Genomic DNA, 25,539 nt, shown 5'->3' on the forward strand with positions numbered 1-25,539 from the left:
TTCCCCGCTTCGGTCACCGCCCTTCCCCGCTTCGTGCGACTGTCAGCTGCTCGTCTTCTGCGTGAGGTCGTAGAAGGTGGCCGAACCGACCGTGACCTTCTTGAAGTTGGCCTCGACCCAGGAGGTGATCTGGGAGGACGTGCCGTCGCTGCTGCCGCCCATGCCACCGCCCGAGCCGGACGCGATGAAGTAGTGGATCTTCCCGTCGGTCACGTACTGCTTGAACTGGGCCGGCGTGGGGGACGGGTCCGTGCCGTTGAAGCCTCCGACGGCCATCACCGGGTCGCCGGTCGACAGCTGGTAACTCGCCGCGTTCTGGGCACCGATGGCCGCCGCGGCCCAGGTGTACCGGTCGGCGTCGGTCTCCAGCAGCTTCTTGGCCTCGGAGCTGACACTGGCGCCGTTGAGCAGACCACCCATGCCGCCACCGCCGCCCACGCCGCCCGCACGGCCTCCGTCGCCGTTCTGCTGGTTCCGGCCCTGCTGGCCCTGCTGGCCCTGCTGGTTCTGGCCGCCGCCCGGAAACCCGCCACCGGGGAAGCCGTTGCCCTGCTGGTTCTGGTTCTGGTTCTGGTTCTGGTTCTGGTTCTGTCCCTGGCCGTTGCCGTTACCGTTCCGCTGGTTCTGGCCGCCGCCGGGGAACCCGCCACCGCCGGGGAAGCCGCCACCGGGACCGCCACCGCCACCCGGTCCGCCGCGACCGCCGGCCACCGCGGGACCCGCGGTGACGATGGAGCCGCTGTGGCCCTCGTTCACCGTGGTGAGGGTGTACGCCGCCGGACCGGCCAGCGCGGCGGCGAGGCCCAGCCCGGCCGCGCCCAGAGCCAGTCGGCGTCCCAGCCGGCCGGCGAAGATCAGTCCGAGGGCCGCCGTCAGGCCGCCGACCAGGACCAGCCACTTCAGCCAGGGCAGGTAGTCGGAGGAACGGTTGAGCAGGACGTAGCCCCAGGCCGCGGTGGCGGTCATCGCCGACGCCAGGGTCAGCGACGCCCATGCCTTGTCGCGCTTCTCCCAGAGCAGCACCGAGCCCATGCCGACCAGCGGCGCGACGTAGGGGGCGAGGGCGACCGTGTAGTACTCGTGGAAGATGCCCTGCATGTAGCTGAAGACCAGCATGGTCGTGATCAGCGCGCCGCCCCAGACGAGGAACGCACCGCGGGTCACCGACGTGCGCCGGGCCATGGGGGTCCCCCCGCTCGAGCGAAGCCGAGCGTGGGGGAGCGTGGCGACCAGACCGGCGACGAGCAGGATCAGCGCGGCCGGGATCAGCCAGGAGATCTGGCCGCCGATGCTGGAGCCGAACAGCCGGTCCCAGCCGGTCTCGCCCCAGGCACCGCCGCCGTTGCCGCCACCACCGCCACCACCGCCTCCGACGCTGCCGGTCTCGTCGCCGTTGAGACGGCCCAGGCCGTTGTAGCCGAAGGTCAGCTCCAGGAAGCTGTTGTTCTGCGAGCCGCCGATGTACGGGCGAGAGGACGCGGGCCACAGCTCGACGATCGCCACCCACCAGCCGCCGGAGACGACGATCGCGGCCAGTCCGGCGGCGAGTTGGCCGATCCGCCTCTTCACCGGGACCGGCGCGCACACCGCGTACACGAGTGCCAGCGGCGGCAGGATCAGGAACGCCTGGAGGGTCTTGGCGAGGAAGGCGAAGCCGATCGCGGCGCCGGCCCACACCAGCCACTTCGTCCGGCCGTCCTCCAGCCCCCGGATGACGAGGGAGCAGGCGACGGCCATCAGCAGCGCCAGCATCGCGTCCGGGTTGTTGAAGCGGAACATCAGCGCCGCGACGGGGGTGAGCGCGAGCACCGCGCCCGCGATCAGTCCGGCCGCGGGGCTGAACCGGCGGCGTACGGCGGCGTAGACGACGGCCACCGTGCCGACGCCCATGAGGACCTCGGGGGCCAGGATCGCCCACGAGCTGAGGCCGAAGAGCCGCACCGACAGGGCCATCGGCCACAGGGCGGCCGGGGGCTTGTCGACGGTGATGGCGTTCGCCGCGTCCAGCGAGCCGAAGAAGAACGCCTTCCAGGACTGGCTGCCGGCCTGGACGGCCGCCGAGTAGAAGGAGTTGGCGTAGCCGGAGGCGCTCAGGTTGTAGAGGTAGAGGACGAGGGTGGCGAGCAGCAGGCCGAGGAAGGCCGGGCGGGCCCAGCGGGGGTCCTCGGGCCGGCCGCGCCACAGCCGCCGCGGGAGGGGCCGCTTGGGGTCGCCCGCGTCGAGGGAGGGCGGGGGTGCCGGGGGACGACGGGTCCAGGTCTCGGGACTCGACGCTCTGTCGGAGGTGTCGTAGGTCTGCCGGTCGTAGTGGACGGTCATCGGAGGTCCCTCGAATCGGTGTCGTGCGGGCGCACCGGCAGCAGCTGCACGGTCACGTCCCGCCAGGAGCCGTCCGCGGCTTCACCGGCGCGGAACCGGGTGGTGTCGTACGAGGCGAGCACCGGCGAGTCGTCCTCGCGCCGGTCGGGGAACACCCACGCCCGGAAGAGCAGGAAGCGCAGCACGGTGGCCGCGAGGTTGGCGGCGATGAGAACGGCCAGTTCGGTGGAGTGCGCGGGCTCGGTCGTGGCCGCGCCGAGGGCGGCGAGCGAACCGCTGGTCAGGGCGAGCCCGATACCGAAGACGACCAGGCCCTGCGCCTGGTGACGCACCGCCCCGCCGCTCCCGCGCACCCCGAAGGTGAGCCGCCGGTTCGCGGCCGTGTTGGCGACGGCCGAGACCAGCAGGGCGAGGGCGTTGGCGACCTGGGAGCCGGTGAAGACCCGGAAGCCGCTGTAGAGGAGCAGGTAGAAGAGGGTGGACAGACCGCCGACGACACAGAAGCCGACCAACTGCCGGGCCAGGCCCCTCGGCACGTCCTTGATCTCGCGGTCGCGCGGGTCGTCGCCGAACGGCCGGGTGAGCCGGTCCAGCGGCAGCGAACCCGTGGCCAGGGCCCTGCCCACCCGCCACACGCCCTTGAGGTCGTCGGTCGCGGTCTTCACGATGTGCACGGTCGAGTCGGGGTCGTCGACCCAGTCGACCGGCACCTCGTGGATACGGAGCCCCGCGCGCTCGGCGAGCACCAGCATCTCGGTGTCGAAGAACCAGCCGGTGTCCTCGATCAGCGGCAGCAGCACCTGCGCCACGTCACGGCGGATCGCCTTGAATCCGCACTGGGCGTCCGAGAAGCGGGCCTGGAGCGAGCCGCGCAGGATGAGGTTGTAGGCGCGGCTGATGAACTCCCGCTTGGGGCCGCGCACCACGCGCGAGCTGCGGGCGAGCCGGGAGCCGATCGCGAGGTCCGAGTGGCCGGAGATCAGCGGCGCCACCAGCGGGAGCAGGGCGTTGAGGTCGGTGGACAGGTCCACGTCCATGTAAGCGAGGACCGGGGCGTCCGAGGCCGACCAGACGGCCCGCAGGGCCCGGCCACGGCCCTTCTGCTCCAGCCGAAAGGTGGTGACCTCGGGGAGTTCCGCCGCCAGCCACGCCGCCACCTGCGGGGTGGCGTCCGTGGAGGCGTTGTCCGCGATCGTGATGCGGAACGCGTAGGGGAACGTCCTCACGAGGTGCTCGTGGAGTCTGCGGACGCACGGCTGGAGGTCCTTCTCCTCGTTGTAGACGGGGATCACTACGTCCAGGACAGGCGTACCGGCTGGTGCGGCCGGGAGGTGCTCCCGCGCCGGCAGGGTGCCGGGAGAAGAGTCGGTTCGCATGGAACCGACTGTCGTCAGGCGCCCTGTCGCACCCATGTGGTGACGCTGTGGCATGCCTGTGAGTGCTGCTGCCAGCTCATCTCCGGCTGCGGCTGGGGCGGCGACGCGGGCAGGTGCACCGTGAAGACGGTCCGTCCGGGCACGCTGTCGACGGTGACGGCACCGCCGTGCGCGGTCGCCACGGCCTGCACGATGGCGAGGCCGAGTCCGGTCGAGCCGGTGGCGCGGGACCGCGCGGAGTCGCCGCGCGCGAACCGTTCGAAGACGTGCGGGAGCAACTCGGCGGGAATGCCCTGCCCGTTGTCCTCGACGTCCACGCAGAGCCACGTTCCGCGCCGCTGGACGCGTGCGGTGACGGTCGTGCCGGGCGGGGTGTGGTTGCGCGCGTTGCCGAGCAGGTTGACGAGGACCTGCTGGAGCCGGGCCGCGTCCGCCGACACGAGCGCGGGCTCGTCGGGCAGGTCGAGGCGCCAGTTGTGGTCCTGGCCGGCGGCTCGGGCGTCGCTGATGGTGTCGACGACGAGCGGCACGAGGTCGGTCTGCTCGAACTGCAGCGGCCGTCCGGCGTCCAGCCGGGCGAGCAGCAGCAGATCCTCGACCAGCAGGGTCATGCGGCCCGCCTCGGACTCGATCCGCCCGAGGGCGTGCCGGGTGTCGGGCCCTACTTTCTCTCTGCCGCGTCGGGTCAGCTCGGCGTACCCGCGGATGGAGGCCAGCGGGGTCCTGAGCTCGTGACTGGCGTCGGCGACGAACTGCCTGACCCGCGTCTCGCTCTGCTGCCGTGCGTGCAGGGCGCCGTGGATGTGGTCGAGCATCCGATTGAGCGCGGCACCGACCTGCCCGACCTCGGTGTGCGGGTCGGTCTCGGAGTCGGGGACGCGCTCGCTGAGATTGACCTCGCCGGTGTGCAGGGGGAGTTCGGAGACGCGGGTGGCGGTGGCGGCTACCCGGCGGAGGGGGCGGGTGGCGACGCCGATGAGGACGGATCCGGCGATGGCGGCGGCGACCAGTCCGGCGCCGGTGACGCTCACCTCGACGAGGATGAGGGTGTTGATGGTGTTGTTGGCGGACTCGGTGGGCAGGGCGACGTAGTAGCGGCCGCCGTCCTTCCCGTTGACGTACTGCACCCGGTACTCGCCGAGTCCGGGGATGTCGACGGTGTGCATGCCCGTGGTCGGCACCTCGGCGAGGGCGGCCTTCTGCTCGTCGGTGAGGTCGACGGGGATGTTCTTCTGGAAGGGGCCGTTCACGTTGGACGCCTGCTTGGCGAAGGCCGCCCGGGTGATCGTCCCGTCGGCGCCGAGCTCGGCGGCGATGGTCTCCGGCTGCGCCGGGCCACTGAGGTAGCCCGTGATCCTGTCCGTCACGTCGACGTCGTTCTCGCCACGGGGTTTCATGGGCCCGGACAGACGCTTGCCGGTGTCGTCGACCTGCTCATTCAACTGCTCGTACAGATGCGACCTGAGCGCGAGCGTCGTCACGGTTCCGATCACCGCGCACACCACGGCGATCAGCACCACGGACGCGACGACGAGCCGCGTCCGCAGAGTGCGGGGCCTGCCCGCTCGCGCCTGCTTGCCCGCTCTCTGCTGCGTACGCGGCCGTCGTCGTCCGCTCATGACACCGCGGGCTTGATCAGATAACCGGCACCGCGCCGGGTGTGGATCATCGGCTCGCGCCCGGCGTCGATCTTCCGCCGCAGGTAGGAGATGTACAGCTCGACGACGTTGGCCTGGCCGCCGAAGTCGTACGACCACACACGGTCGAGGATCTGCGCCTTGCTGAGCACACGCCGCGGGTTGCGCATCAGGAACCGCAGCAGCTCGAACTCGGTCGCGGTCAGGTGGATGTTGTCCCCGGCCCGCGTCACCTCGTGGCTGTCCTCGTCGAGGGTGAGGTCGCCGACGACGAGCATGGATTCGGAGCGCCGGTCGGCGGCGCCGGACCGGCGTATCAGCCCGCGCAGCCGTGCGACGACCTCTTCGAGGCTGAACGGCTTGGTGACGTAGTCGTCCCCACCGGCGGTGAGCCCGGCGATCCGGTCCTCGACCGCGTCCTTGGCGGTGAGGAAGAGCACCGGCACGTCCGGCAGTTCGCGGCGCAGCCGCCCGAGCACCGCCAGCCCGTCCATGTCGGGCAGCATCATGTCGAGCACGACGGCGTCGGGCCGGAAGTCGCGCGCGCTCTGGATGGCGCCCTGGCCGTCTCCCGCGCTCCGGATCTGCCATCCCTCGTAGCGCAGGGCCATGGACAGCAGTTCGGTGATCGACAGTTCGTCGTCCACCACAAGCACGCGGACGGGGCTCCCGTCCGGCCTCAGCAGTTCGGTGCGCCCCTGGGGCGAGGTCGTGGTCATGCGAACACGATGTCGAGGACCTCTGAGAGCGCCCTTTCGACAACCTGTGAATTGCCTGAGAAACACACAGGCGCTTCCCAGGGAACGCCTGGGAACGCCCGCGCTCAGAACAACCCGTCCTGCACGCCTGGGACCTCCCTGAACTCCCTTACAGGAACGGTCAGTTCACCACCCGCGGCGGGCACCAGCCCCCACCCCGTCAGCAGCCGCGTGTCCAGCACGACGACCCCACCCCCGGTCGCCAGGTGCAGATCCGGCCCGGCGGCAGCCACCAGCTCCCCGCTGACGGACCCACCGGCGGCGAGCTCGCTCACCTCCCCGACCGCGACGGGCAACCCGGCAAGCCCGAACACCTCGGCATGATCGACGACGCGCAGGGGCTCCCGCACGAGCGACTCCGGCCAGCCGCCGAGCGCCACCGCCCGGGCATGCAGCTCGGCGACCTCCCCGGCCCGGTCAGCGGCCGCCTCCGGCAACGCGGCCCGCACGGCCCGCTTCTCGGCGTAGGGAATCCGGTCGGGCACCCGCAGCGCGGCCCGCAACAGCTCCTCGGTGCGCCGCGCGGCCATCAGCGGCCCGACGCCGAGCCAGGTGAAGCAGACGGCACCCTGCTCGAGCAGCCGGGCCGATCCCCGTTCCTGCGCCGTGATGCCGACCTTGGTCATCCCGGGCCCGAACCACGCCAGATACACGTGGTACGGCCGTGGGTCGTCCGCGATCGTGTCGGCGGCCACCGAGCGCGCCCGGTCCAGCCGCGCGCACTCCTCGCACCGCGCCCCCGTACTGCGCCCCGGCACGGCCGCCCCGACCGGACACGCATGCCCCCGAGCCCCCACGCATGTCCGCCCACCCCCTTCCGGGACCTCGAAGGCCACCCGTTTCCCCCAGGTCAGCGCGCTGCGCCGACCGCCCTCCCACACCAGCACCGGACCGTCCGCCGACCACCGCAGCCCCGTGCACTTCCATGTGCGTGCCATCTCTGCCGAGAGTAGAGGGCACCACTGACAACGGCGTCCCGGTGGGGCGACGCCAACGCCGTCATCGCCGCCAACGCCGTCAACGCCCGGATTCGGCCCCCGCGGTGGCGGCCTCGGACTCCCCGCCCACGCTCACCTCTCCGCGCACGGAACCGTCCACGGAACCGCCGGCGGAACCGCCCGCGGCCACCTCCGCCGTACGGGACGAGGGCGCCGTACGCCCACGCCCCGCGAGCCGGCACCCGAGGCACCCGGCATGCCCGGCCGAAGCCCCCGACTCCCGCACCCGCCACCCCCATTCGTCCCGGGGCCGGGTCCCCGGGCCCTTCCCCCAGCCGGCGAGGTGCAGCGCCCAGGTGACGAGCAGAGCGACCACAGCGACCGCAAACCCACCGGCGATCAGCAGACCCGAGACGAAGCACACCCCCGCCCCCACCAGACCTGCCCCGACGCTCGCGATCCCGAATCCGACCCAGCCGGCGACCGTGTGCCCGTGGTCATACTGATGTGCGCTCATGTGCTGCCCCCTCACGCCAGGGCTCATGGACACGCGCCCCGAACCCCTCACCCACTAAGAAGTTACAAACCCAAACGTCTCACGAACTAAGGGATCTGGGAATGCAAGACAAGCCGCGCCCGGCCGCCACGCCGGAGCAGGCACTGGCGGCGATGGATCACCTCATCGCCACTCACCTGGTCGGACAGCACGAGATCGCCCAGCAGGTGGGCCTGAGTGTGACCGACCTCACCTGCTTCGCCTACGTCATCGAGGCCGGGGAGAACCTGCCCACGGCCGGCGACCTGGCGGCCCGCGTCCACGTCACGACGGGCGCGGTCACCGGCATCCTCAACCGCCTGGAGCGCGCCGGCTACATCACCCGCCGCCCCGACCCGGCCGACCGCCGACGCGTCCGCGTAGCCGCCCAGCCGGACGCGGTCGCCCGCGTCCGAGAGGTCTACGAGCCGTACTACGCCCGTCTCACCGAACTCTTCGCGGACTACTCCCCCGCCGAGATCGCGGTCCTGACCGACTGGTTCACCCGGGCGAGCACCCTGGCGGCGAACTATCTGGAGGAACACTGCGGAACCGGCTGAACCTAGCCCCCGCGTCCCGTACCAGAAAGAAAAGGCCCTTGCCGTACACAATGCAAGCAACTACATGCCGGGGTCATTGACCATTTCACCAATACCTTCCGCATTCGAGGCCGAGCCCGCATTTCCGGCCGCGCCGGGCGCCGACACCATGGCCTTCATCCCCGCGGTGGGTGCCGGGGCGACGGCATAGCCGTGGGGTCGGCGCCCGGGGAGTGAAGGTCGTGACGCCCCCCATGGCCACGCGACGTGCGTGGGCGCCGCCTGAGCAGCGTCCTCCATGATCAGGCCGGGGATTCGCCCGCTCCGACAGGGCCCCGCCCTGGCCACACCGGTGTCGACTCGCGGTAGCCGCAGAGCGGACTTACGGTAGCGACACGGAATGACGCTCGACAGCGCGGCAGGAAAGCGGAACCCCAGGCGTCTCGTTTTCCCCGCTGCATCAAGGCACGGGCAGCCGCGCTCGGACGCGGCCACACGAGTGTCTGGGAGGATCACATGGCCGTCGAGATCCAGCCCCTTCTGAAGCCCTCACGGCTCAGGCGCCGCGGAGGCTTGCTGGGCGAATGCATTGCGGAATTCCTGGGGACCTTCGTCCTCATTTCCTTCGGTTGCGGCGTGGTGGCCATGGCAGTGGCAGCGCTGCCCGGGTCGGGTCGTACCGAGGGGCCCACCGTCATCTTCCTCGCTGCCGGAGACTGGCTGCTGATCACCTTTGGATGGGCCTTTGCCGTGATGGCCGGCATCTATGTGGCCGGCGGTGTGAGCGGAGCCCACATCAACCCCGCGGTGACCCTGGCCTTCGCCGTGCGCCGTAAATTCCCCTGGGTCAAGGTGCTCCCCTATTGGGTGGCCCAGGTCGCCGGCGCCCTGGCCGGGGCGGCTCTGGTCTACTGGGTGTACCACGACGCCATCAACGCCTTCGACGACGCGTCGAAAGGCCCGAAGACGAACGGGAAAACCCTCGCCTCGTTCTCGATCTTCGCCACCTTCCCGGCGCCGTACTTCCACGGCGGCATCTGGGGCCCGCTGATCGACCAGATGGTCGGCACATTCTTCCTCGTCCTGCTGGTGGTGGCGATCATCGACCTGCGCAACACGGCCGTGAAGGCGAACCTCGGCCCGCTCATCATCGGGTTCGTCGTGGCGGCCATCGGCATGTCCTACGGGGCGAACGCGGGGTATGCCATCAACCCGGCCCGTGACTTCGGTCCGCGCCTGTTCACCTGGATGGAGGGATGGGAGAGTCTGGCCTTCCCAGGCAGCTTGTCAGGGGCGTTCAGCGGCTACTGGTGGATCCCGATCGTCGGGCCGCTCATCGGCGGTGTGATCGGTGTGCTGGTGTACGACCTGTTCATCGGCGACACTCTCCACGTCCGCGCGCAGCTGCACGAGGCCCCGGAGCCCGGCCGAACGCGCCCGACCACCGACGAGGAGGATCTGTAGATCCCGGAAACTCCAGAGGCCCCGGATCTCTCCGGGGCCTCTGCTCTGTGTGCACTCGGCAGGATTCGAACCTGCAACCTTCTGATCCGTAGTCAGATGCTCTATCCGTTAAGCTACGAGTGCTTGTTCTGTTTTATCGCCGCTCCCGGGCCTTCCGGCTCGCTCGCGGCGACAGGAAGAACATTACATGACTGCCGCCGCCATGTGAAATCCGTTCCCCGCACCCCTTGTGGCCTGCGGAAACAGGTGCAACGACAGCGAAGCCCCGGTCGGATGACCGGGGCTTCGTGATCGGGTGCGGAGGCGGAGGGATTTGAACCCTCGATGGGCTTTAAGACCCAAACCGCATTAGCAGTGCGGCGCCATAGACCGGACTAGGCGACGCCTCCAGTGCACATACCCCGCGCGAGCGCGAGTCGGTGCCTGCCGATGATGACACAGTCGAGCGTGCTGTCACCAATCGACCCCCACGGTACTAGGCGGGAAGGTCGCAGGGCAAAGGCCTTGTGCGGCCGGTGGCGGGGCGTGCGCGGCAGTCGTACGGCGCCCGGGTACCGGCGCGCAACGTAGTGGGCCGCCCGGCGTTAGTCAGGGCATGCTGATCACCATTCGCCGGGGTGCGCCCCGGACCGCACCCCGGATCGCCCCTCGTCCCGGTCTGCGGCGTCTCGTCGTCGGGGCCGCCGCCTCCGTCGCCGCCCTCGGTTCACTCACCGCGGTGTCCCCGGTCGCGTACGCCCAGGCAGGGCAGTCCGGTTCCGGGCGGGCCGACGCCGGGCGGTCCACTGCCGGGCTCGACGCGAGCCTGCGGCAGGGGCAGCGCGTGGGCCTCGCCCCGGGCGAGGAGCGCAACCACCTCACCGTGACCGTGCGGAACGCCGGCGGCGGGGCCGACGGGACGTTCGAGCTGTACTGCGGGCCCGAGGGCGGCAACCACCCCGACCCGCAGGGCGCCTGCGCCGCCGTGGAGCGCGACACACGGTGGGGGACGGAGGTCTTCGCGCCCGCGCCGGAAGGCGGTTTCTGCACCATGCAGTACGGCGGACCGGCCACCGCGCACATCACCGGGACCTGGGACGGGCGCCCTGTGGACGCCCGGTACGACCGTCGTGACGGCTGCCAGATCTCCCGCTGGGACCGGCTCGTACCCCTGCTGCCGGCCGTGGGGTCCGGGAAACGTCACTGAGTCCGTCACTGAGTTCTATCCGGCCACCGGCGGCCACCATCCGGCCACCCGGGCAAAAAGGTACAGAAACCCTGCCCTCGTAAAGGTCCCGCGAAGGTCCCGCGACGTCCTTGCAGGAGGGCGGGCGTTCGGCGGTTACTCGGTCCTCAGTTCGGGGTCACTTGCTCGTGCGACCTCGCCCGCATCCGGCGTCGCGAGCGCAACCGCAGCCCTTAGACTCCCTCGCGTGACACGCCGCGGGCCGGTTGGCAAGATGGCCCGAGCGGTCGGCAAGGTGCGGTAACAGGGAGGAAGCGTCTCGTGAGCAGCAGGCCATCCCGAGGCGCTGCTCGCCTCGCAGCCATACTGGACGCCCTTCCCGACGCGTTGGTGCTGGTCAATGCGAACGGGACGGTCGTCAACGCCAACACCATCGCCCTCGAGGCGTTCGAGACTCCGGGCACCGCTCTGGTGGGGCGCGGACTGCTCGACCTGCTGCCGCAGTTCGACTCGAAGCTCATCCCGGGCTCCATGCGGCGGCCGGAGCACCTCGACCCGCACGCCCGGACCAAGCCGACCCGGATGATCGCGCGCAGGACGGACGGGACCGAGTTCCCCGTCGAGGTCACCAGTGCGAATCTCGAGAACGGGCAGCAGGCCTACGACGGTTACGGCTACACCGGCGACGAGCTGCTCATGCTCGTCGTACGCGACCTGTCCGGGACCGTCGACACCGAGGCGGAGCTGGCGCGGTCGCAGCGGCAGACCGAGATGATCCTGCGGGCCGCGTCCGAGGGTGTCGTCGGGACCGACACCGACGGACGGATCGTGCTCGTCAACCCGGCCGCCGCTCAGATCCTGGGTTTCCGGGCCAGCGATCTCGGCGGGCGGGAACTGCACGACCTCGTGCTGCACTCGCGTGCCGACGGCTCGCCGTTCCCGTACGAGGAGTCGCCGCTCGCCGACACCCTGCGCTCCGGGCGCAAGCACCGGGTGCGCGGGCAGGTGCTGTACGCCAAGGACGGCGGCAAGGTGCCGGTCGATCTGACGACCGCGCCCGTGCGCGACGGCGAGCAGCTCGTCGGCGCCGTGATGACCTTCACCGACCGGCGGCCGTACGACGCCGTCGTCGAGGAGAAGGAGGCGGCGGACAAGCGCCACGAGGAGGAGCTGGAGCGGGTCGCCGAGGAACACGCCTCCGAGCTCACCGCACTGCGCCAGCAGCACGTCACCGAACTGGAGGAGCTGCGCGAGCGGCACGCCGAGGAACTCGGCGCGAACGAGGACCGGTACGCCGCCCTCGGGGAGCGCGAGAAGGACCGCTACGAGGCGCTCGCCGCCCGGCACGAGCAGTTGCTGACCCTGCTCGGACGGTCGCTGCGCGGGCCGCTGGAGGAGCTGCGCCGTGAGCTGGCCGCGCTGGCCGCGGACGACGCCGGGCAGCTGTGGCCCGAGGCCAACCAGGTGCTGCACCACCTGTCCGCCGGCTACTCCCGCATCACGACGCTCATCGACAACGTCCTCGGGTACCAGCGGCTCGACACCGGCGGGGAGAGCGTCTCCCGTACCAAGGTGATGCTGGACGCCGTCGTCGCCGCCGGGGTCGACGGGGCCGTCGAGCTCATCGGGCCCGGGCGGGTGCAGTTCGCCGTGCACGCGCCGCCCATCGAGGCCGAGGTCGACGCCCGGCTGCTCGCCACCGCCCTCGCGCATCTGGTCGCCGACGTGGCGGGGGTCGACGCGACCGGCAACACGCCCGTGTCGGCGGGCGGTTACCTGGACAACACCGTCGTGGTGGCGGCGGCGCAGCGCGGCGAGGTCGTACGCATCGAGGTGCGCGGGCCGTACGCCGGCGGCGACACCGTGCACGAGCCCATCGTGCGCGGGATCGTCCGGGCGCACGGCGGTGTGCTGCAGACGCACGAAGTGCCGGGGATGAGCGGCAACGCGTACGTCCTCGAGGTGCCGATCGGCGGTGGGGCCGGGGCCGTCGCCGCGGATGCCGCTGTTCCGGCGGTCGGCGAGGGTGCTGACGCCGCCTCCGGTGAGCAGGCCTCCGGGCAGGCTGCCGGGCAGACCTCCGGTGGGGGGCGCCGGCGGGCCCGGCGGGCCACCACCGACGCCTTCCTCGACGGTGACGTCGCGGGTGAGGCCGCGGACGGGGCCGGTACCGGTGAGTCCGGTGCCGGTGAGCCTGGTGCCGGTGAGCCTGGTGCCGAGGGGGCCGTGCCCACCGGGCGGCGCAGGCGACGGGCCGCCGGGGCGCCGGCCGCCCTGCCCGCGCAGGCCTCTGGTGAGGGCGCGGCCGTGTCGGGCGGTACCGGGCGGCGGCGCGGGCGTGCGGCCGAGGACGCCGGCGCGCCTGCGGCCCTGCCCGTCGGGGGTGCCGTCCAAGGTGTCGCCGAAGGGGCCGTCATGACGGCCGCCGAGCACGCGGCGGGTACCGCCGCCTCGGGTACGGGGCTGGGCGGGACGGTGCCGCCGCAGGGCGTGCCCGTGGGCGCCGCGGGGCTGGCCCGGCCCGAGCCCGCCGCGCAGCACGCACTGCCGCCGGCGCTGCCCGCGCCGTCCGGCGAGGCCGGTGCCGGTTCCGGTTCCGGTGCCGGTGAGGCTCCGCAGCCGACGGGGCGTCGGCGGCGGGCGCTGGCCGCCGCTCAGGAGCGGGCGGCGGCGCAGGGGGCGGCGGGACCGCGTCCGGTGTTCGCCCTGCCGCCGGCCGAGGCCGATCAGACACCCCGGGCCGCTCAGGCCCCCGGGGCCGGGCAGAACCCTCAGGCCGGACAGAGCGTGCCTGGCGGACAGAGCGTGCCTGGCGGGCAGGGCCTACCGGGGCAGGGGGCCGTAGCCGTTCCCGGTTCGGCTTCCCCCGGTACGGCGGCGGTCGAGGAGGGGCGGCACGACGCCGTTCCGCACGACCAGTCCGCCGACCACACCCCACCGCAGCCTCACCCCACCAGTGCTCCCACGGGACGTCGGCGGCGGGCCGTGGCGGCGCCTCAGCCTGCCGAAGAGGCCGCGGCGCAGGTGCCCGGACATCAGGTTCCCGTGCCGGGCGCGCCTTCCGGTGCCGTCCCCACGGGGCCCGGGCCCATGGCGCCCGGGCAGCACGAGGCCGCTGGTCAGGTCCCCGTGGGCCAGGCCGGACCGGGCCAGGGCGCGCCCGGCATCGCCGTGCCGCCGCAGGGCGTGGCCATTCCGGCGCAGGGCAACGCCGTACCTCCCCAGCAGATCGCCCCGCAGGGGAACGTCCCCCAGCCGCGGGCTGCCGCCGCCGTACCTCCGCAAGGTGCCGCCGTACCCCCGCAGGGCACCGCTGTCCCGCCCCAGGCTGCCGCCGTACCCCCGCAAGGTGCCGCCGTACCCCCGCAGGGCACCGCTGTCCCGCCCCAGGGTGCCGCCGTGCCTCCGCAGGGCACCGCTGTCCCGCCCCAGGGTGCCGCCGTGCCTCCGCAAGGCGTCGCCGTACCCCGCACCGGGCGTGTCCATGCCCCGCCCCGGGTGGTCTCGGGGGACAGCGTGCAGGCCTTCGTACCCGGTCAGGCCGTGCAGCCCACGCCCGCGCCCGCGCCCGCGCCCGCGTCCCCGGCCCAGCAGCCGCAGCCCCAGGCCGCGCAGCCCCAGCCGCAGCACCCCTCCACCGGCCTGCCGCTGCCCGCCGAGGCAGCCCCCGGGCAGGACACCCCGGCGCCCGGAATCTCGGCCCAGGGAACACCGGCTCCGGGCGCCCCGGCACACATGACCCCGGCCCAGGGCACTCCCGCCCCCCGGCCCCAGCCCTGGCCCGCCGCCGACGACAGCACGGGGGTCGGTGTCGCCCTGCCGCCCAACGGTGTGGCGCAGTCGGTGCCTCCCCACGGCACCGGGCACCACCAGCCCCCCGCGAACGGCACAGCGGCCCAGGCCGCCCCGCAGTCGAGCACCCCGGCTCCGGGCACCCCGCTGCCGCCTGAGGGCATGGCGCCGGCCCAGCGGGCGGCGCAGCCGTTGCCCGCGGAGGCCACCGCGCCCGTCGATCCGAACTCGACGCAGGGGCGGGCGATCAGCGTCCGGACGCTGGGACAGGGCGTGCCGTTCAACCGGCAGGCGGCCCAGGTCCAGCAGCCGTCGGGCCTGCCCGGCGCGCACCCCTCCGCCGGACCCCAGGGCCCGGCGACGCCTCCCCCGCACCAGTCAGGCGGTTCGGGCCGGCGCCGCAAGCTCGGCACGCCGCCCGACCCGGCCGCGCGTACGGAACAGCCCTCACCGCCCGAACAGCCCTCCCGCCAGGGCCAGGCGCCCCGCCCGCCGCAGGCACCCGGCCCGCAGCAGGCCGCCCGCCCGGAGCAGGCCGCACGGCAGCATCCGGCGGCCGAGCCGACGCCGCCGCAGGGTGCCCCGGCCCCCGCGCCCGGCCCCACGCCCACTCCCGCAACGGTCCCCGGCCAGCCGTCCCTGGCCGGCCAGTCGCGGCTGGCGCAGATGACCGAGGGCAACGGACGGTCGTACGCCATAGGCGCGCCGGACGTGAACGCGGCCGAGGGGCCCGAGCCGCTGGACGGGCCCGGCGGTGCCGTCGAGGTGGCCGATCCGCCCCGACCGCAGCCGATGGACGACGAGTTGCCGCCGGAGCCGCTGGACAACCCGCGGCGGCTGCTGGTGTGGCCGGCGCCGGACGTCAGCACGCAGCAGGCGCTGAGCGACCCGCGGCTACCGGCCGGTGATCGTGAACTCGCGCGAGGAGGTCGACGCGCAGATCGCGGCCTTCCCCGCCGCGCTGTTCGTGGACCCGCTGACCGGACCGATCACGCGTACGGCCCTGCAGTCGCTGCGGCAGGCCGCCGTCGCCGCCGAGGTGCCCGTGCTGGTCACGGCCGGGCTCGGGCAGGCCTCGCGGGACGCGGCCTACGGTGCCGACCCCGCCGTCCTGCTGAAGGCGCTGGCGCCGCGCGACACCGAGCAGCACCCGCCGCGGGTGCTGCTGATCGAGGAGCACGCGGAGATCGCGCTGGCGCTGACGGCGACGCTGGAGCGGCGTGGGATGCAGGTCGCGCGGGCCGCGAGCGACACCGACGCGGTGACGCTGGCGAGCGACTTCCGGCCGAACCTCGTCGTGATGGACCTGACGCAGGTGCACCGGAGGCAGGCCGGGATCGTGGACTGGCTGCGGGCGAACGGGCAGCTGAACCGCACCCCGCTCGTCGTCTACACCGCCGCCGTCGACCAGGCCGACCTGCCGCGGCTGGCCTCCGGGGAGACGGTGCTCTTCCTCGCGGAGCGCTCCACCAGCGCCGAGGTGCAGACCCGGATCGTCGAACTGCTCAGCCGGATCGGGACCAACTGACGCGACCGGCCGGCCCTAGTGCCTCGACAGGCAACGTTCGCCCCGTCGCGACGCCCGGCCCTTGACGGGCAAACGTTGCCTGCCGCGGCACTAGCGTGCCGTCAGCCTGCGCGCCGCCTCCTTGACCGAGGCGCGCAGGCGGTCCCGGTCGGGCTCGCCGGTGCCGACCAGGATGCGCCGCATCTGCGGGACGACGGTGGTCCAGTTGGCCAGGGCGGTCAGCAGGAACAGCAGGTCGGCCGCCGGGATGGCGTCGGTGACGACGCCGCGGTCCTGGCCGTCCTGGAGGGCGGCGACCTTGCGGGCGTAGTGCTCCTGGCGGTCGGACTCGTGGGGCAGTTCGGAGCTGCCGTACTCCAGGCCCTCCCAGAAGAGCAGGCGCAGCAGCTCCGGGTGGGCGGCGTGGTAGTCCATCAGGCGGTCGATCCAGGCCTCGATGTCGTCCGGGTCGATGGGGACGGCCTCGGCGAGGTGGAGCATCTTCTTCTCGAGGACGATCGCGAACAGCTCCGCCTTGTTGCCGAAGTAGGCGTAGATCAGCTGCTTGTTGGCCTTCGCCTCGGCGGCGATGCGGTCGATGCGGGCCCCGGCGATCCCGTGCCGGGCGAACTCGGCGACCGCCGCCTCGAAAATCCGTGCCTTGGTGGCCTCGGGGTCCCTTGGTGCCATGGGGGAGAGGGTAGCGCGCCGGGTAACCAACTGTTTGGTTGACAGGGAATGGCGGGGCGGCCCAGACTGTTCCCCCGCCAGCCAACCAACCAGTTAGTTGTTAGAGCCGACTCCAAGGAGTCCCCTCCCATGCCGTCAGCGACCACCACCGCCGCCCGGGCCGCGACCCCCGTGCGGCAGACCCGTACGCCCGCCCCCGGCCTCTTCCTCACCCTGCTCGCGGTGTGCAGCGCGGTCACCGCCGCCAACATCTACCTCGCCGCACCGCTGCTCTCGCTCATGGCCCGCGACTTCGGCTCGGCCCCCTCGGCCCTCGCCTGGATCGCCTCGGTCGCCCAGCTCGGCTACGCGGTCGGCCTGCTCTTCTTCGCCCCGCTCGGCGACAGCGCGAACCGGCGCCGGCTGGTCACCGGACTCACGCTCGTCACCACGATCGGACTGGCCGCCAGTGCGGCCGCCCCCGGCGCCGCCACCCTCGCGGTCGCCGTCTTCGTCGCCTCGGCCGCGACCGTGATCCCCCAGCTGCTCGTCCCGCTGGTCGCCGAACGCGCCCCCGCCGAGCGGCGGGCCCGGCATGTCGCGGCCGTCATCGCGGGACTGTTCACCGGCATCGTCGCGGCCCGGGTGCTGGGCGGTCTGGCCGGTCAGGCCTTCGGCTGGCGGTGGGTGTTCGGGGGCGCGGCCGTGCTCACCCTCGTGCTCGGACTCGCGACCGCCCTCGTCCTGCCGTCGCAGCGGCGGCGGGAAGGCCCGCTCTTCGCGGGCCTCGTCGCCCTGCCCTCGGTGCTGCGGCACTCGCCCGACCTGTGGCGGGCCTGCGTGCGGCAGGCCGGGATGTTCGGCGCCTGGAGCGCGCTGTGGACCTCGCTCGCGCTGCTGCTGACCGGCCCGGAGTACGGCCTTTCCACCGCGACCGCCGGGCTGTTCGGGCTCTTCGGGCTGACGGCGAGCGCGGTGGCGCCGCTGGCCGGCGGGCTCGTGGACCGGTTCGGCGCGGCACGGGTCGTGCGGTCCGCGTATCTGCTCGCCGCCGTGTCCGTGCCGCTGTTCTGGCTGGGCGGGCACGTGCTGGGCGCGCTGTTCGCCGCCGCGATCGCGATCCACGCGGCGCTCGTCGCGTCCCACGTCGCCAACCAGACCCTGGCCCTGACGGCCACGTCCGCCCCGGCCACCGCCAACACCGCCTACGTGGTGGCGGGCTTCGCGGGCGGCGCAACCGCCTCGGCCCTCGCCGGGTTCGCCTACAGCCACTACGGCTGGGGCGGGGTGTGCGCGGTGGCCGGGGTGTGGCTGGTGCTGGGGTGGGGGCTGACCGCCGTGCGCCGGTGAAGGCCAGGCCACCGGAGGGGCCGCTCGGGCGTCAGGACGGCTGGGGAGGCAGCTGGCGCGGCACTTCGGAGGAAGCCGAGCTGCGCTCGCCGATCGCGAACGTGGACGAGTCGACCGACCCGATGTGGATGCCGGCCTGGGGCGGCTCCGGCCTGGTGAGGAAGTCCCGCAGGGTGCGGCCCACAGGGGCGATGTGCGGGGCGACGCTGATCAGGAGGGCGACGCCGAGCACCACGGCGGCCAGCTGCCCGACATAGCCGAGCAGGGCGGCCAGGGGCGGGACGGTGAACGTCAGGAACGCCAGCGCGAAGAAGGTGGGGACGTGTTCCCGGTCTTCCTTCCTGCGGGCGGCCGTGCGTTCATGGAAGTCGACGTCCCCCTCCTCGTTGTGATCCACGACCTCCCAGCCGGTGATGTCCCGGGCGGCGACGGAGAGCCGCAGCGTCACCGACCGGCCCCGCTCGAGATGGCCGATGACGAAAACGGCTTCGCTCGCGTCCTGCTCGAGATCCCGGCGCCTGGACACCCCCATCTCACGCTCGGGCTGCGAGGTCGGCACCGCTTCGATGACCTGTGCGCCGCGCGGGAAGCAGAAGCGCAGTCGCTCGTTCTTGACGACCCGGTTGCCGCTGTTCTCGACCCGGAACTCGACCGAACTCAGGCCCTCGATGGGGTAGTCGTTGTAGCTCAGCCGGAGCAGGCGGCGAAGCGTGTCGTCCGTGGACACCATGGCGTTGTGGACCTCGGCGTCCCAGGAGAGCCGCTTGGTCGGTTCGCGGCGGAGCTTCATGCGCTCGATGGCGACGGTTCCCAGGATGCCGAGGATCACGCCCACGACGGCGACGACGAGGTTCTGCTGGAACTCGGACAGCACACCTTCGGCCGCCGTCACCACGGCAAGAGCCGCACCCAACTGCATGACCGTCCCCCGTCCCCGGCCCGGCGCCCGGTCCCTCAATCCAACCAGACGCGACGGGTCGAGGCAGGTGAGTCGTCCGAACGCCGGCCCCGCCGGATCAGCCCAGGGACGTCACGTCCAGCTCCCCCTCCGCGTACTGCCTGCGCAGCACCTTTTTGTCGAACTTGCCGACGCTCGTCTTCGGGACCGTCTCGATGATCGTCCAGCGCTCCGGGAGCTGCCACCTGGCGATCTTGCCCTCGTCGGCGAGGAAGGCGCGCAGGGACTCGAAGGTGGCGGTGGCGCCCTCCTTGAGGACGACCGTGGCCAGGGGGCGCTCGCCCCACTTCTCGTCGGGGACGGCGACGACGGCCGCCTCGGCGATGTCGGGGTGGGACATCAGCGCGTTCTCCAGCTCCACCGACGAGATCCACTCGCCGCCGGACTTGATGACGTCCTTGGCCCGGTCGGTGAGGGTGAGGTAGCCGTCGGGGGAGATGGTGCCGACGTCACCGGTCTTGAGCCAGCCGTCCTCGCTGAACTTGTCGGCGGGGCGCAGGGGCTCACCGTCCGGGCCGTTGTAGTAGGCCCCGGCGATCCACGTGCCGCGCACCTCCAGCTCGCCGGCCGACTCGCCGTCCCAGGGGAGGCGCTCCCCGCCGGGTCCGGTCAGGCGGGCCTCGACGCCGGCCGGGAAGCGGCCCTGGGTGAGGCGGTAGGCGAACTCCTCCTCCGTGCCGACCACGTGGGCCGGCGGGCGGGCGATCGTGCCGAGCGGGGAGGTCTCCGTCATGCCCCAGGCGTGGCAGACCCGCATGCCCAGCTTGTCGAAGGCATCCATGAGGGAGGGCGGACAGGCCGAGCCGCCGATGGTCACCTGGGTGAGGGACGAGACGTCCCGGGGGTGCGCGGTCAGCTCCGCGAGCAGGCCCTGCCAGATGGTGGGGACGGCCGCCGCGTGGGTCGGCTTCTCGCCCTCGATCATCGCGGCGAGGGGCGCCGGCTGGAGGAACCGGTCCGGCATCAGCAGGTTCACACCGGTCATGAAGGTCGCGTGCGGCAGGCCCCAGGCGTTCACGTGGAACTGGGGGACGACGACCAGCGAGGTGTCCTGGTCGGTCAGGCCCATCGACTGGGCCATGTTGACCTGCATGGAGTGCAGGTAGATGGAGCGGTGGCTGTAGACCACGCCCTTGGGGTCGCCGGTGGTGCCGGAGGTGTAGCACATGGCGGCGGCCCGGCGTTCGTCCAGCTGCGGCCAGTCGTACGACGTCGGCTTCCCGGCGATCAGGTCCTCGTACTCGTGCACCTGGGCGGTGGCGTCCGCGAGCAGGGAGCGGTCTCCGGGGCCGCTCACGACCACGTGCTCGACCGTCTTCAGGTGCGGGAGCAGCGGGGCGAGCAGGGGGAGCAGCGAACCGTTGACGATGATCACCCGGTCGGCCGCGTGGTTGACGATCCAGGCCAGCTGCTCGGGTGGGAGGCGGAGGTTCAGGGTGTGCAGGACCGCGCCCATGGACGGGATCGCGAAGTAGGCCTCCGTGTGCTCCGCGTTGTTCCACATCAGGGTGGCGACCCGGTCGTCGTCTACGACCCCGAAGTCCTCGCGCAGGGCGTGTGCCAGCTGGGCCGCGCGGGCGCCGATCTCGGCGAAGGAGCGGCGGTGCGGTTCGTCCTCACCGGTCCAGGTGGTCACCTGCGATGTCCCGTGGATCGTGGACCCGTGGGTCAGGATCCTCGAGATCAGCAGCGGTACGTCCTGCATCGTGCTCAGCACGGCGTCCTCCCGGGGGCGACATTGCCTACGCGGTGGTAAGGGTTGCGCTGATTCTGCGCACATACCGCGCGGTATGTCACTAGGACCGGGTGATCGATCAGTGCACGTCGGGCGACGCGATCGCTCACCGGCAGCCGACACATCCGCTCACGTGCGGACAAGTCCCAGCTCAGCGTCCTCGCGGAGCTTGCCCAGCGCGCGGGAGACGGCCGACTTCACAGTGCCCACCGAGACGCCGAGCACCTCGGCCGTCTGGACCTCGCTGAGGTCCTCGTAGTACCTGAGGACCACCATCGCCCGCTGCCGGGCGGGCAGCCGCATGATCGCCCGCCACATCGCGTCGCGCAGCGCCTGCTGCTCGGCCGGGTCGTCGGCGCCGACCACCGGCTCCGGCTCGGGCAGCTCGTCGCAGGCGAACTCGTCGACCTTGCGCTTGCGCCACTGCGAGGTCCGCGTGTTCAGCAGCGCCCGGCGCACATAGCCGTCGAGGGCGCGGTGGTCCTCGATGCGCTCCCAGGCGACGTACGTCTTGGTGAGTGCGGTCTGCAACAGGTCCTCGGCGTCGCTCTGGTTGCCGGTGAGCGAGCGCGCTGTACGCAGCAGCACCGGCTGACGGGCCTTGACGTACGACGAGAACGACGGGTAAGGAAGGGTCTGCGCCGCTGGTGCAGCGGCCCTCGACGCGCTGGTGCAGACGAGTGTGGTCATGGCTCAACGCTATGAGCGGCGCCCCCACCTGCGGATCGGCCGCAGGTCCCGAAGCGGGGTCCCCCTCAGGTTGTAGGGGTAGGGCTTACCGCACCTCCTGTAGGTGGAGCGGCGGGCCCGGGGTACTGCGGGTTCACCCTTGAGGGTCGGCCGTCAGTACGAGACCCGACGTCGGTACGCCGGTCCCCGCCGTCACCAGGACCCGTCGCGCCCCCGGTATCCGGTTCACCGCCGTGCCCCTGATCTGCCGGACGGCCTCCGCCACCCCGTTCATCCCGTGCAGGTACGCCTCCCCCAGCTGTCCGCCGTGCGTGTTGAGCGGCAGGCGCCCCTCGGCCACGAAGTCCGCCGCCTCGCCGGGGCCGCAGAAGCCGAACTCCTCCAGCTGCATCAGCACGAACGGGGTGAAGTGGTCGTAGAGGATCCCCACGTCGATGTCGGCCGGCGCGAGCCCCGACGTCCGCCACAGCTGCCGGGCCACGACCGCGCTCTCGGGCAGGCCGGCCAGGTCGTCCCGGTAGAAGCTGGTCATCTGCTCCTGCGCGCGGCCCGCGCCCTGGGCGGCCGCCGCGATCACGGCGGGCGGGTGGGGCAGGTCGCGGGCCCGCTCGGCGGAGGTGACGACGAGCGCCTGGCCGCCGTCCGTCTCCTGGCAGCAGTCCAGCAGCCGCAGCGGCTCAACGATCCAGCGGGACGCGGCGTGGTCGGCCAGGGTGATGGGCCTGCCGTGGAAGTACGCCGCCGGGTTGGTCGCCGCGTACCCGCGGTCGACGACGGCCACGTGCCCGAAGGCCTCCGGCGTCAGCCCGTAGGTGTGGAGGTACCGCTGGGCCGCCATCGCCACCCACGAGGCCGGGGTGAGCAGGCCGAACGGCAGCGGCCAGCCGAGTGCCACGCCCTCCGCCGACGGCTCCCGGTGCCGCACCCCTGAGCCGAAGCGGCGGCCCGAGCGCTCGTTGAAGGCCCGGTAGCAGACGACGACGTCCGCGACGCCCGCGGCGACCGCCAGGGCCGCCTGCTGGACGGTGGCGCAGGCCGCGCCGCCGCCGTAGTGGATCCGGGAGAAGAAGGAGAGCTCGCCGATGCCGGCCGCCTGGGCCACGGTGATCTCGGGGCTGGTGTCCATGGTGAACGTGACCATGCCGTCCACGTCGGCGGGGGTGAGTCCCGCGTCGTCCAGGGCCGCGCGCACCGCCTCGACGGCCAGGCGCAGTTCGCTGCGGCCCGAGTCCTTGGAGAACTCGGTGGCCCCGATGCCGGCGATGGCCGCCCGGCCGCCGAGGGTGTCGCGCCGGCGCAGACTCATACCGGGCCTCCTGCGGGCACGGTGACCGTCACCGTCCCGGTGACGTGCTTGCCGATGCCGTTCGCGCCGACGACCCGGACCGTCGCCGTGTCGCCGTCGACCGCCTCGACCGTGCCGGTCAGTACCAGCGTGTCGCCGGGGTGGTTGGGGGCGCCGAGCCGGATGGCCACCCGGCGCAGCACCGCCCGCGGGCCGAAGTGGTCCGTGATGTACCGGCCGACCAGGCCGTTGGTGGTCAGGATGTTCATGAAGATGTCGGGGGAGCCCTTGTGCCGGGCGTGCTCCGGGTCGTGGTGGACGTCCTGGTAGTCGCGGGAGGCGATCGCCCCGGCGACGATCAGGGTGCGCGTGACGGGGATCTCCAGGGGCGGGAGGCGGTCACCGACGTTCATTCCGGCACCCCCTCGAACACCGGCAGCACCAGCTCCTCGTCGTACCGCCGGAACACCGGCAGCACCAGCTCCTCGTCGTACCGCCGGAACTCCAGCCGCACGGGCATGCCGATCCGGACCTTGTCGTACGGCACGCCGACCACGTTGCTGACGATCCGCACGCCCTCCGCGAGCTCGATCAGCCCGACGGCGTAGGGCGGATCGAAGGCGGGGAAGGGCGGGTAGTGCATGACGACGTACGAGCAGACCGTGCCCTCGCCGCTCGCCGCCACGGTGTCCCACTGCGCGGAGCCGCAGCTGTTGCAGCCCGGCAGCCAGGGGAAACGCAGGGTGTGGCAGTCGGTGCAGCGCTGGATCAGCAGCTCGTGGCGGGTCACGCCCTCCCAGAAGCCGGCGTTGTCGCGGTTGACGACCGGGCGGGGCCGGCGTTCCCCCGGCTGCCCCGGCCGGCGTGCGGGCGCCGGGCGGGGCCGGCGTGCGGGCGCGTATTTGAGGATGCGGAAGCGGTGGGTGCCGGCGAGTTCGCCGCCCGCCCTGACGTCGGTGCGGGTGGTGACGAAGTATCCCGTCCCCAGCTTCGTCGTCTTCCGCTCCGACACCGACTCGATGACCGAGTCGAAGGTGATCGCGTCCCCGGGGCGCAGGGGGCGGAGGTACTCCTGTTCGCAGTCGGTGGCGACGACGGCGTGGTGGCCCGACTCGTCGAGCAGGCGCAGCAGTTCGTCGTAGGCCGCGGCGCGTTCCGGGCGGCCGGTGAGGCCTGCCATCGTCCACGCCTGGAGCATCGTGGGCGGAGCGATGGCGTCCGGTCCGGTGTACGCCGGGTTGGTGTCGCCCATGGCCTCGCACCAGTGCCTGATCATCGGCTCGTTGACGGGGTCCCGGCCGACCCCGGTCTCGGCGGCGGGCCGGCCCTCGTAGGTCTTCAGCCGCGCCTCGAACTCCTCGTGGACCTCCGGCTCACCACTCACGGTTTCTGACTGTCCGTCAGATCGGCTGGTCCGTCAAGACGTCGTGGCCCGGGGACGCGAAAACGCCTGTGCGGCGGTACCGGAGTACCGCCGCTCAGACGCTTGTCACCCCACGAAGCACACCCCCACGCACGGCGGGCCGATGCCGGTGCACCGGCCCGCTCAGCTCACCACCACAGCGGGGTGAAGTTGACGGCGGTGTTGTCGTTGCCCTGGTAGACGGCCGCGAACTCCGAGCCGTTGACCTGGGCGGTGTTGCTCTGGTTCGAGGCGCCCTCGCCGACCGCCTGCTGGTTGGTGGTGGCCACGGTGCCGAAGTTGTCGCCGCCGACGCCGCTGCCGAGGACACCCGACTCGGCCTCCGTGACGGACGCGATCGATCCGTTGTCCGCGATGGCGCCGTTGTCCGCCGTCGCGACACCGGTGAAGAGGGCGGCTGCGAGCGGAAGGGCGGAGACGGCCGCGATGACGCGGGCGGTACGGATGCTTGCCATGTGTTGTCCCTCCAGGACTGCAGATCAAGATCAAGTACTGCTGCCACCAGGGAGGTTGGCCGGCCGCCCTGGTCCGTTGCTCGACGTCGCGAGTCCAGAGTTGCCCGGCGGACCGGCGGCGAACCACACCGGAAGCCGCTATTCGCACGCAAGCGTGATGACAAGTCGATAAACCCCTTCACGCCATTTCCGCCCCCGATGGGGACACAAGGGGCGGTTCACATCCAAGCGCCACAAGGGGTGAAGCGTTCCGGCACTTTTCCCCTGGAACCCTCCCGCCCGGCGGGTCACACCCGTTCCCTCTTTCTTTTTTCGAACGCACGTACGAAAATGGCGTCATGGCCACCACCGACCGGCAGGCCACGACGCTGGCCCTCGCACACGCCCTGTCAGCCGCCGAACGCGGACTGGCCGTCATCCCCCTGTCCCGCACCAAGCTCCCGGCACTGCGCTCCCCGCACCGCGACGCCCCCGTCCCCGCCCCCTGCCACGGCGAGTGCGGCCGCCTCGGCCACGGGGTCCACGACGCCTCCAGCGACCCCGCCCGCATCCGCGAACTGTTCGCCGCCGCACCCTGGGCGACCGGGTACGGCATCGCCTGCGGACTGCCCCCGCACCATCTGATCGGCCTCGACCTGGACGTGAAGACCGGCACGGACTCCTCGGCCGCCCTGCGCGAGCTGGCCCTGCGGCACCTGTTCACCATTCCGCCGACCGTGGTCATCGTGACCCCGTCCGGCGGACGGCACCTCTGGCTGAGCGGCCCGTCCGAGGTGGTCGTCCCCAACTCGGCGGGCCGGCTCGCCCCCGGCATCGACATCCGGGGCGCCGGCGGCTACCTCGTCGGGCCCGGCTCCCGCACCGGCCAGGGCGTGTACGCCGCGGCCCCGGGAACCGCCCACCTGGCTCCCGCCCCCTGCCCCCGCTCCCTCCTGCGCCTGCTG

General features: G+C 72.4%; 19 protein-coding genes, 2 tRNA genes and 1 pseudogene. 6 read left to right on the forward strand and 16 right to left on the reverse strand.

The window, feature by feature from the left end:
- Positions 1-42: 42 nt before the first annotated feature.
- From SSQG_RS18770 to SSQG_RS18795, 6 genes are all read right to left on the reverse strand, one after another.
- Positions 43-2,319 (reverse strand): ArnT family glycosyltransferase, encoded by a 2,277-nt coding sequence (locus SSQG_RS18770; RefSeq protein WP_003991381.1) that lies wholly within the window; start codon positions 2,317-2,319, stop codon positions 43-45.
- A complete protein-coding gene (locus tag SSQG_RS18775) occupies positions 2,316-3,695 on the reverse strand; it encodes a bifunctional glycosyltransferase family 2/GtrA family protein (RefSeq protein WP_039933083.1) in 1,380 nt (459 codons plus the stop codon). Before SSQG_RS18775 ends, SSQG_RS18770 begins: the two co-directional genes overlap by 4 nt.
- A gap of 14 nt (positions 3,696-3,709) precedes the next feature.
- A complete protein-coding gene (locus tag SSQG_RS18780; RefSeq protein WP_003991383.1) occupies positions 3,710-5,314 on the reverse strand; it encodes a sensor histidine kinase in 1,605 nt (534 codons plus the stop codon).
- Complete coding sequence (locus SSQG_RS18785; RefSeq protein WP_039933088.1) at positions 5,311-6,051, reverse strand: response regulator transcription factor; 741 nt, start codon at positions 6,049-6,051, stop codon at positions 5,311-5,313. The genes SSQG_RS18780 and SSQG_RS18785 overlap by 4 nt, the downstream gene beginning before the upstream one ends.
- Before the next feature lie 104 nt (positions 6,052-6,155).
- Entirely contained in the window at positions 6,156-7,028 is an 873-nt protein-coding gene (locus SSQG_RS18790; RefSeq protein WP_003991385.1) for a DUF2797 domain-containing protein, read from the reverse strand.
- 79 nt (positions 7,029-7,107) lie between these two features.
- The gene (locus tag SSQG_RS18795) at positions 7,108-7,545 is read right to left on the reverse strand and encodes an HGxxPAAW family protein (RefSeq protein WP_039935186.1); all 438 of its coding nucleotides are present in this window, start codon (positions 7,543-7,545) and stop codon (positions 7,108-7,110) included.
- Positions 7,546-7,646: 101 nt separating this feature from the next.
- Between SSQG_RS18795 and SSQG_RS18800 the strand changes: the two genes are divergently transcribed.
- Both SSQG_RS18800 and SSQG_RS18805 read left to right on the forward strand, forming a co-directional pair.
- Entirely contained in the window at positions 7,647-8,123 is a 477-nt protein-coding gene (locus SSQG_RS18800; RefSeq protein WP_039933092.1) for a MarR family winged helix-turn-helix transcriptional regulator, read from the forward strand.
- Positions 8,124-8,618: 495 nt separating this feature from the next.
- The gene (locus SSQG_RS18805; protein ID WP_039933093.1) at positions 8,619-9,566 is read left to right on the forward strand and encodes an MIP/aquaporin family protein; all 948 of its coding nucleotides are present in this window, start codon (positions 8,619-8,621) and stop codon (positions 9,564-9,566) included.
- 50 nt (positions 9,567-9,616) lie between these two features.
- On the opposite strand, the gene SSQG_RS18810 is transcribed toward SSQG_RS18805, so the two are convergent.
- Both SSQG_RS18810 and SSQG_RS18815 read right to left on the reverse strand, forming a co-directional pair.
- Positions 9,617-9,689 (reverse strand) — tRNA-Arg (locus tag SSQG_RS18810).
- Between the two features lie 175 nt (positions 9,690-9,864).
- Positions 9,865-9,955 (reverse strand) — tRNA-Ser (locus SSQG_RS18815).
- 329 nt (positions 9,956-10,284) lie between these two features.
- On the opposite strand from SSQG_RS18815, the gene SSQG_RS18820 reads away from it, so the two are divergent.
- Both SSQG_RS18820 and SSQG_RS18825 read left to right on the forward strand, forming a co-directional pair.
- On the forward strand, positions 10,285-10,752 hold the full coding sequence (locus SSQG_RS18820; protein WP_003991389.1) for an SSI family serine proteinase inhibitor: 468 nt from the start codon (positions 10,285-10,287) through the stop codon (positions 10,750-10,752).
- Positions 10,753-11,052: 300 nt separating this feature from the next.
- Positions 11,053-16,051: pseudogene (locus SSQG_RS18825) on the forward strand (PAS domain-containing protein).
- Positions 16,052-16,141: 90 nt separating this feature from the next.
- Here the strand turns inward: SSQG_RS18825 and SSQG_RS18830 are convergent.
- Positions 16,142-16,720 carry a TetR family transcriptional regulator gene (locus SSQG_RS18830; protein ID WP_003991391.1) on the reverse strand — a complete coding sequence of 193 codons (579 nt, stop codon included), beginning with the start codon at positions 16,718-16,720 and terminating at the stop codon, positions 16,142-16,144.
- Positions 16,721-16,849: 129 nt separating this feature from the next.
- On the opposite strand from SSQG_RS18830, the gene SSQG_RS18835 reads away from it, so the two are divergent.
- Positions 16,850-18,049, forward strand: coding sequence for an MFS transporter (locus SSQG_RS18835; RefSeq protein WP_003991392.1), 1,200 nt, complete (start codon positions 16,850-16,852; stop codon positions 18,047-18,049).
- A 31-nt stretch (positions 18,050-18,080) separates the two neighbouring features.
- On the opposite strand, the gene SSQG_RS18840 is transcribed toward SSQG_RS18835, so the two are convergent.
- The 7 genes from SSQG_RS18840 to SSQG_RS18870 form a co-directional block, all read right to left on the reverse strand.
- Positions 18,081-18,968: a hypothetical protein gene (locus SSQG_RS18840; protein WP_003991393.1), complete on the reverse strand. Its 888-nt coding sequence runs from the start codon at positions 18,966-18,968 to the stop codon at positions 18,081-18,083.
- A 97-nt stretch (positions 18,969-19,065) separates the two neighbouring features.
- Positions 19,066-20,712, reverse strand: coding sequence for a long-chain fatty acid--CoA ligase (locus SSQG_RS18845; RefSeq protein WP_039935188.1), 1,647 nt, complete (start codon positions 20,710-20,712; stop codon positions 19,066-19,068).
- A gap of 159 nt (positions 20,713-20,871) precedes the next feature.
- Positions 20,872-21,432: a SigE family RNA polymerase sigma factor gene (locus tag SSQG_RS18850; protein WP_003991395.1), complete on the reverse strand. Its 561-nt coding sequence runs from the start codon at positions 21,430-21,432 to the stop codon at positions 20,872-20,874.
- Positions 21,433-21,565: 133 nt separating this feature from the next.
- The gene (locus SSQG_RS18855) at positions 21,566-22,738 is read right to left on the reverse strand and encodes a lipid-transfer protein (RefSeq protein ID WP_003991396.1); all 1,173 of its coding nucleotides are present in this window, start codon (positions 22,736-22,738) and stop codon (positions 21,566-21,568) included.
- Positions 22,735-23,130: a MaoC/PaaZ C-terminal domain-containing protein gene (locus tag SSQG_RS18860; protein WP_003991397.1), complete on the reverse strand. Its 396-nt coding sequence runs from the start codon at positions 23,128-23,130 to the stop codon at positions 22,735-22,737. Before SSQG_RS18860 ends, SSQG_RS18855 begins: the two co-directional genes overlap by 4 nt.
- A complete protein-coding gene (locus tag SSQG_RS18865; protein ID WP_003991398.1) occupies positions 23,127-24,101 on the reverse strand; it encodes a bifunctional MaoC family dehydratase N-terminal/OB-fold nucleic acid binding domain-containing protein in 975 nt (324 codons plus the stop codon). The genes SSQG_RS18860 and SSQG_RS18865 overlap by 4 nt, the downstream gene beginning before the upstream one ends.
- A gap of 167 nt (positions 24,102-24,268) precedes the next feature.
- Complete coding sequence (locus SSQG_RS18870) at positions 24,269-24,595, reverse strand: hypothetical protein (protein WP_003991399.1); 327 nt, start codon at positions 24,593-24,595, stop codon at positions 24,269-24,271.
- A gap of 338 nt (positions 24,596-24,933) precedes the next feature.
- Between SSQG_RS18870 and SSQG_RS18875 the strand changes: the two genes are divergently transcribed.
- Positions 24,934-25,539, forward strand: a 606-nt coding sequence (locus tag SSQG_RS18875) for a bifunctional DNA primase/polymerase (RefSeq protein WP_003991400.1), incomplete at its 3' end; no start/stop codon positions are given.

Source organism: Streptomyces viridochromogenes DSM 40736 (assembly GCF_000158955.1).
In the GTDB taxonomy this organism is placed as follows: domain Bacteria; phylum Actinomycetota; class Actinomycetes; order Streptomycetales; family Streptomycetaceae; genus Streptomyces; species Streptomyces venetus.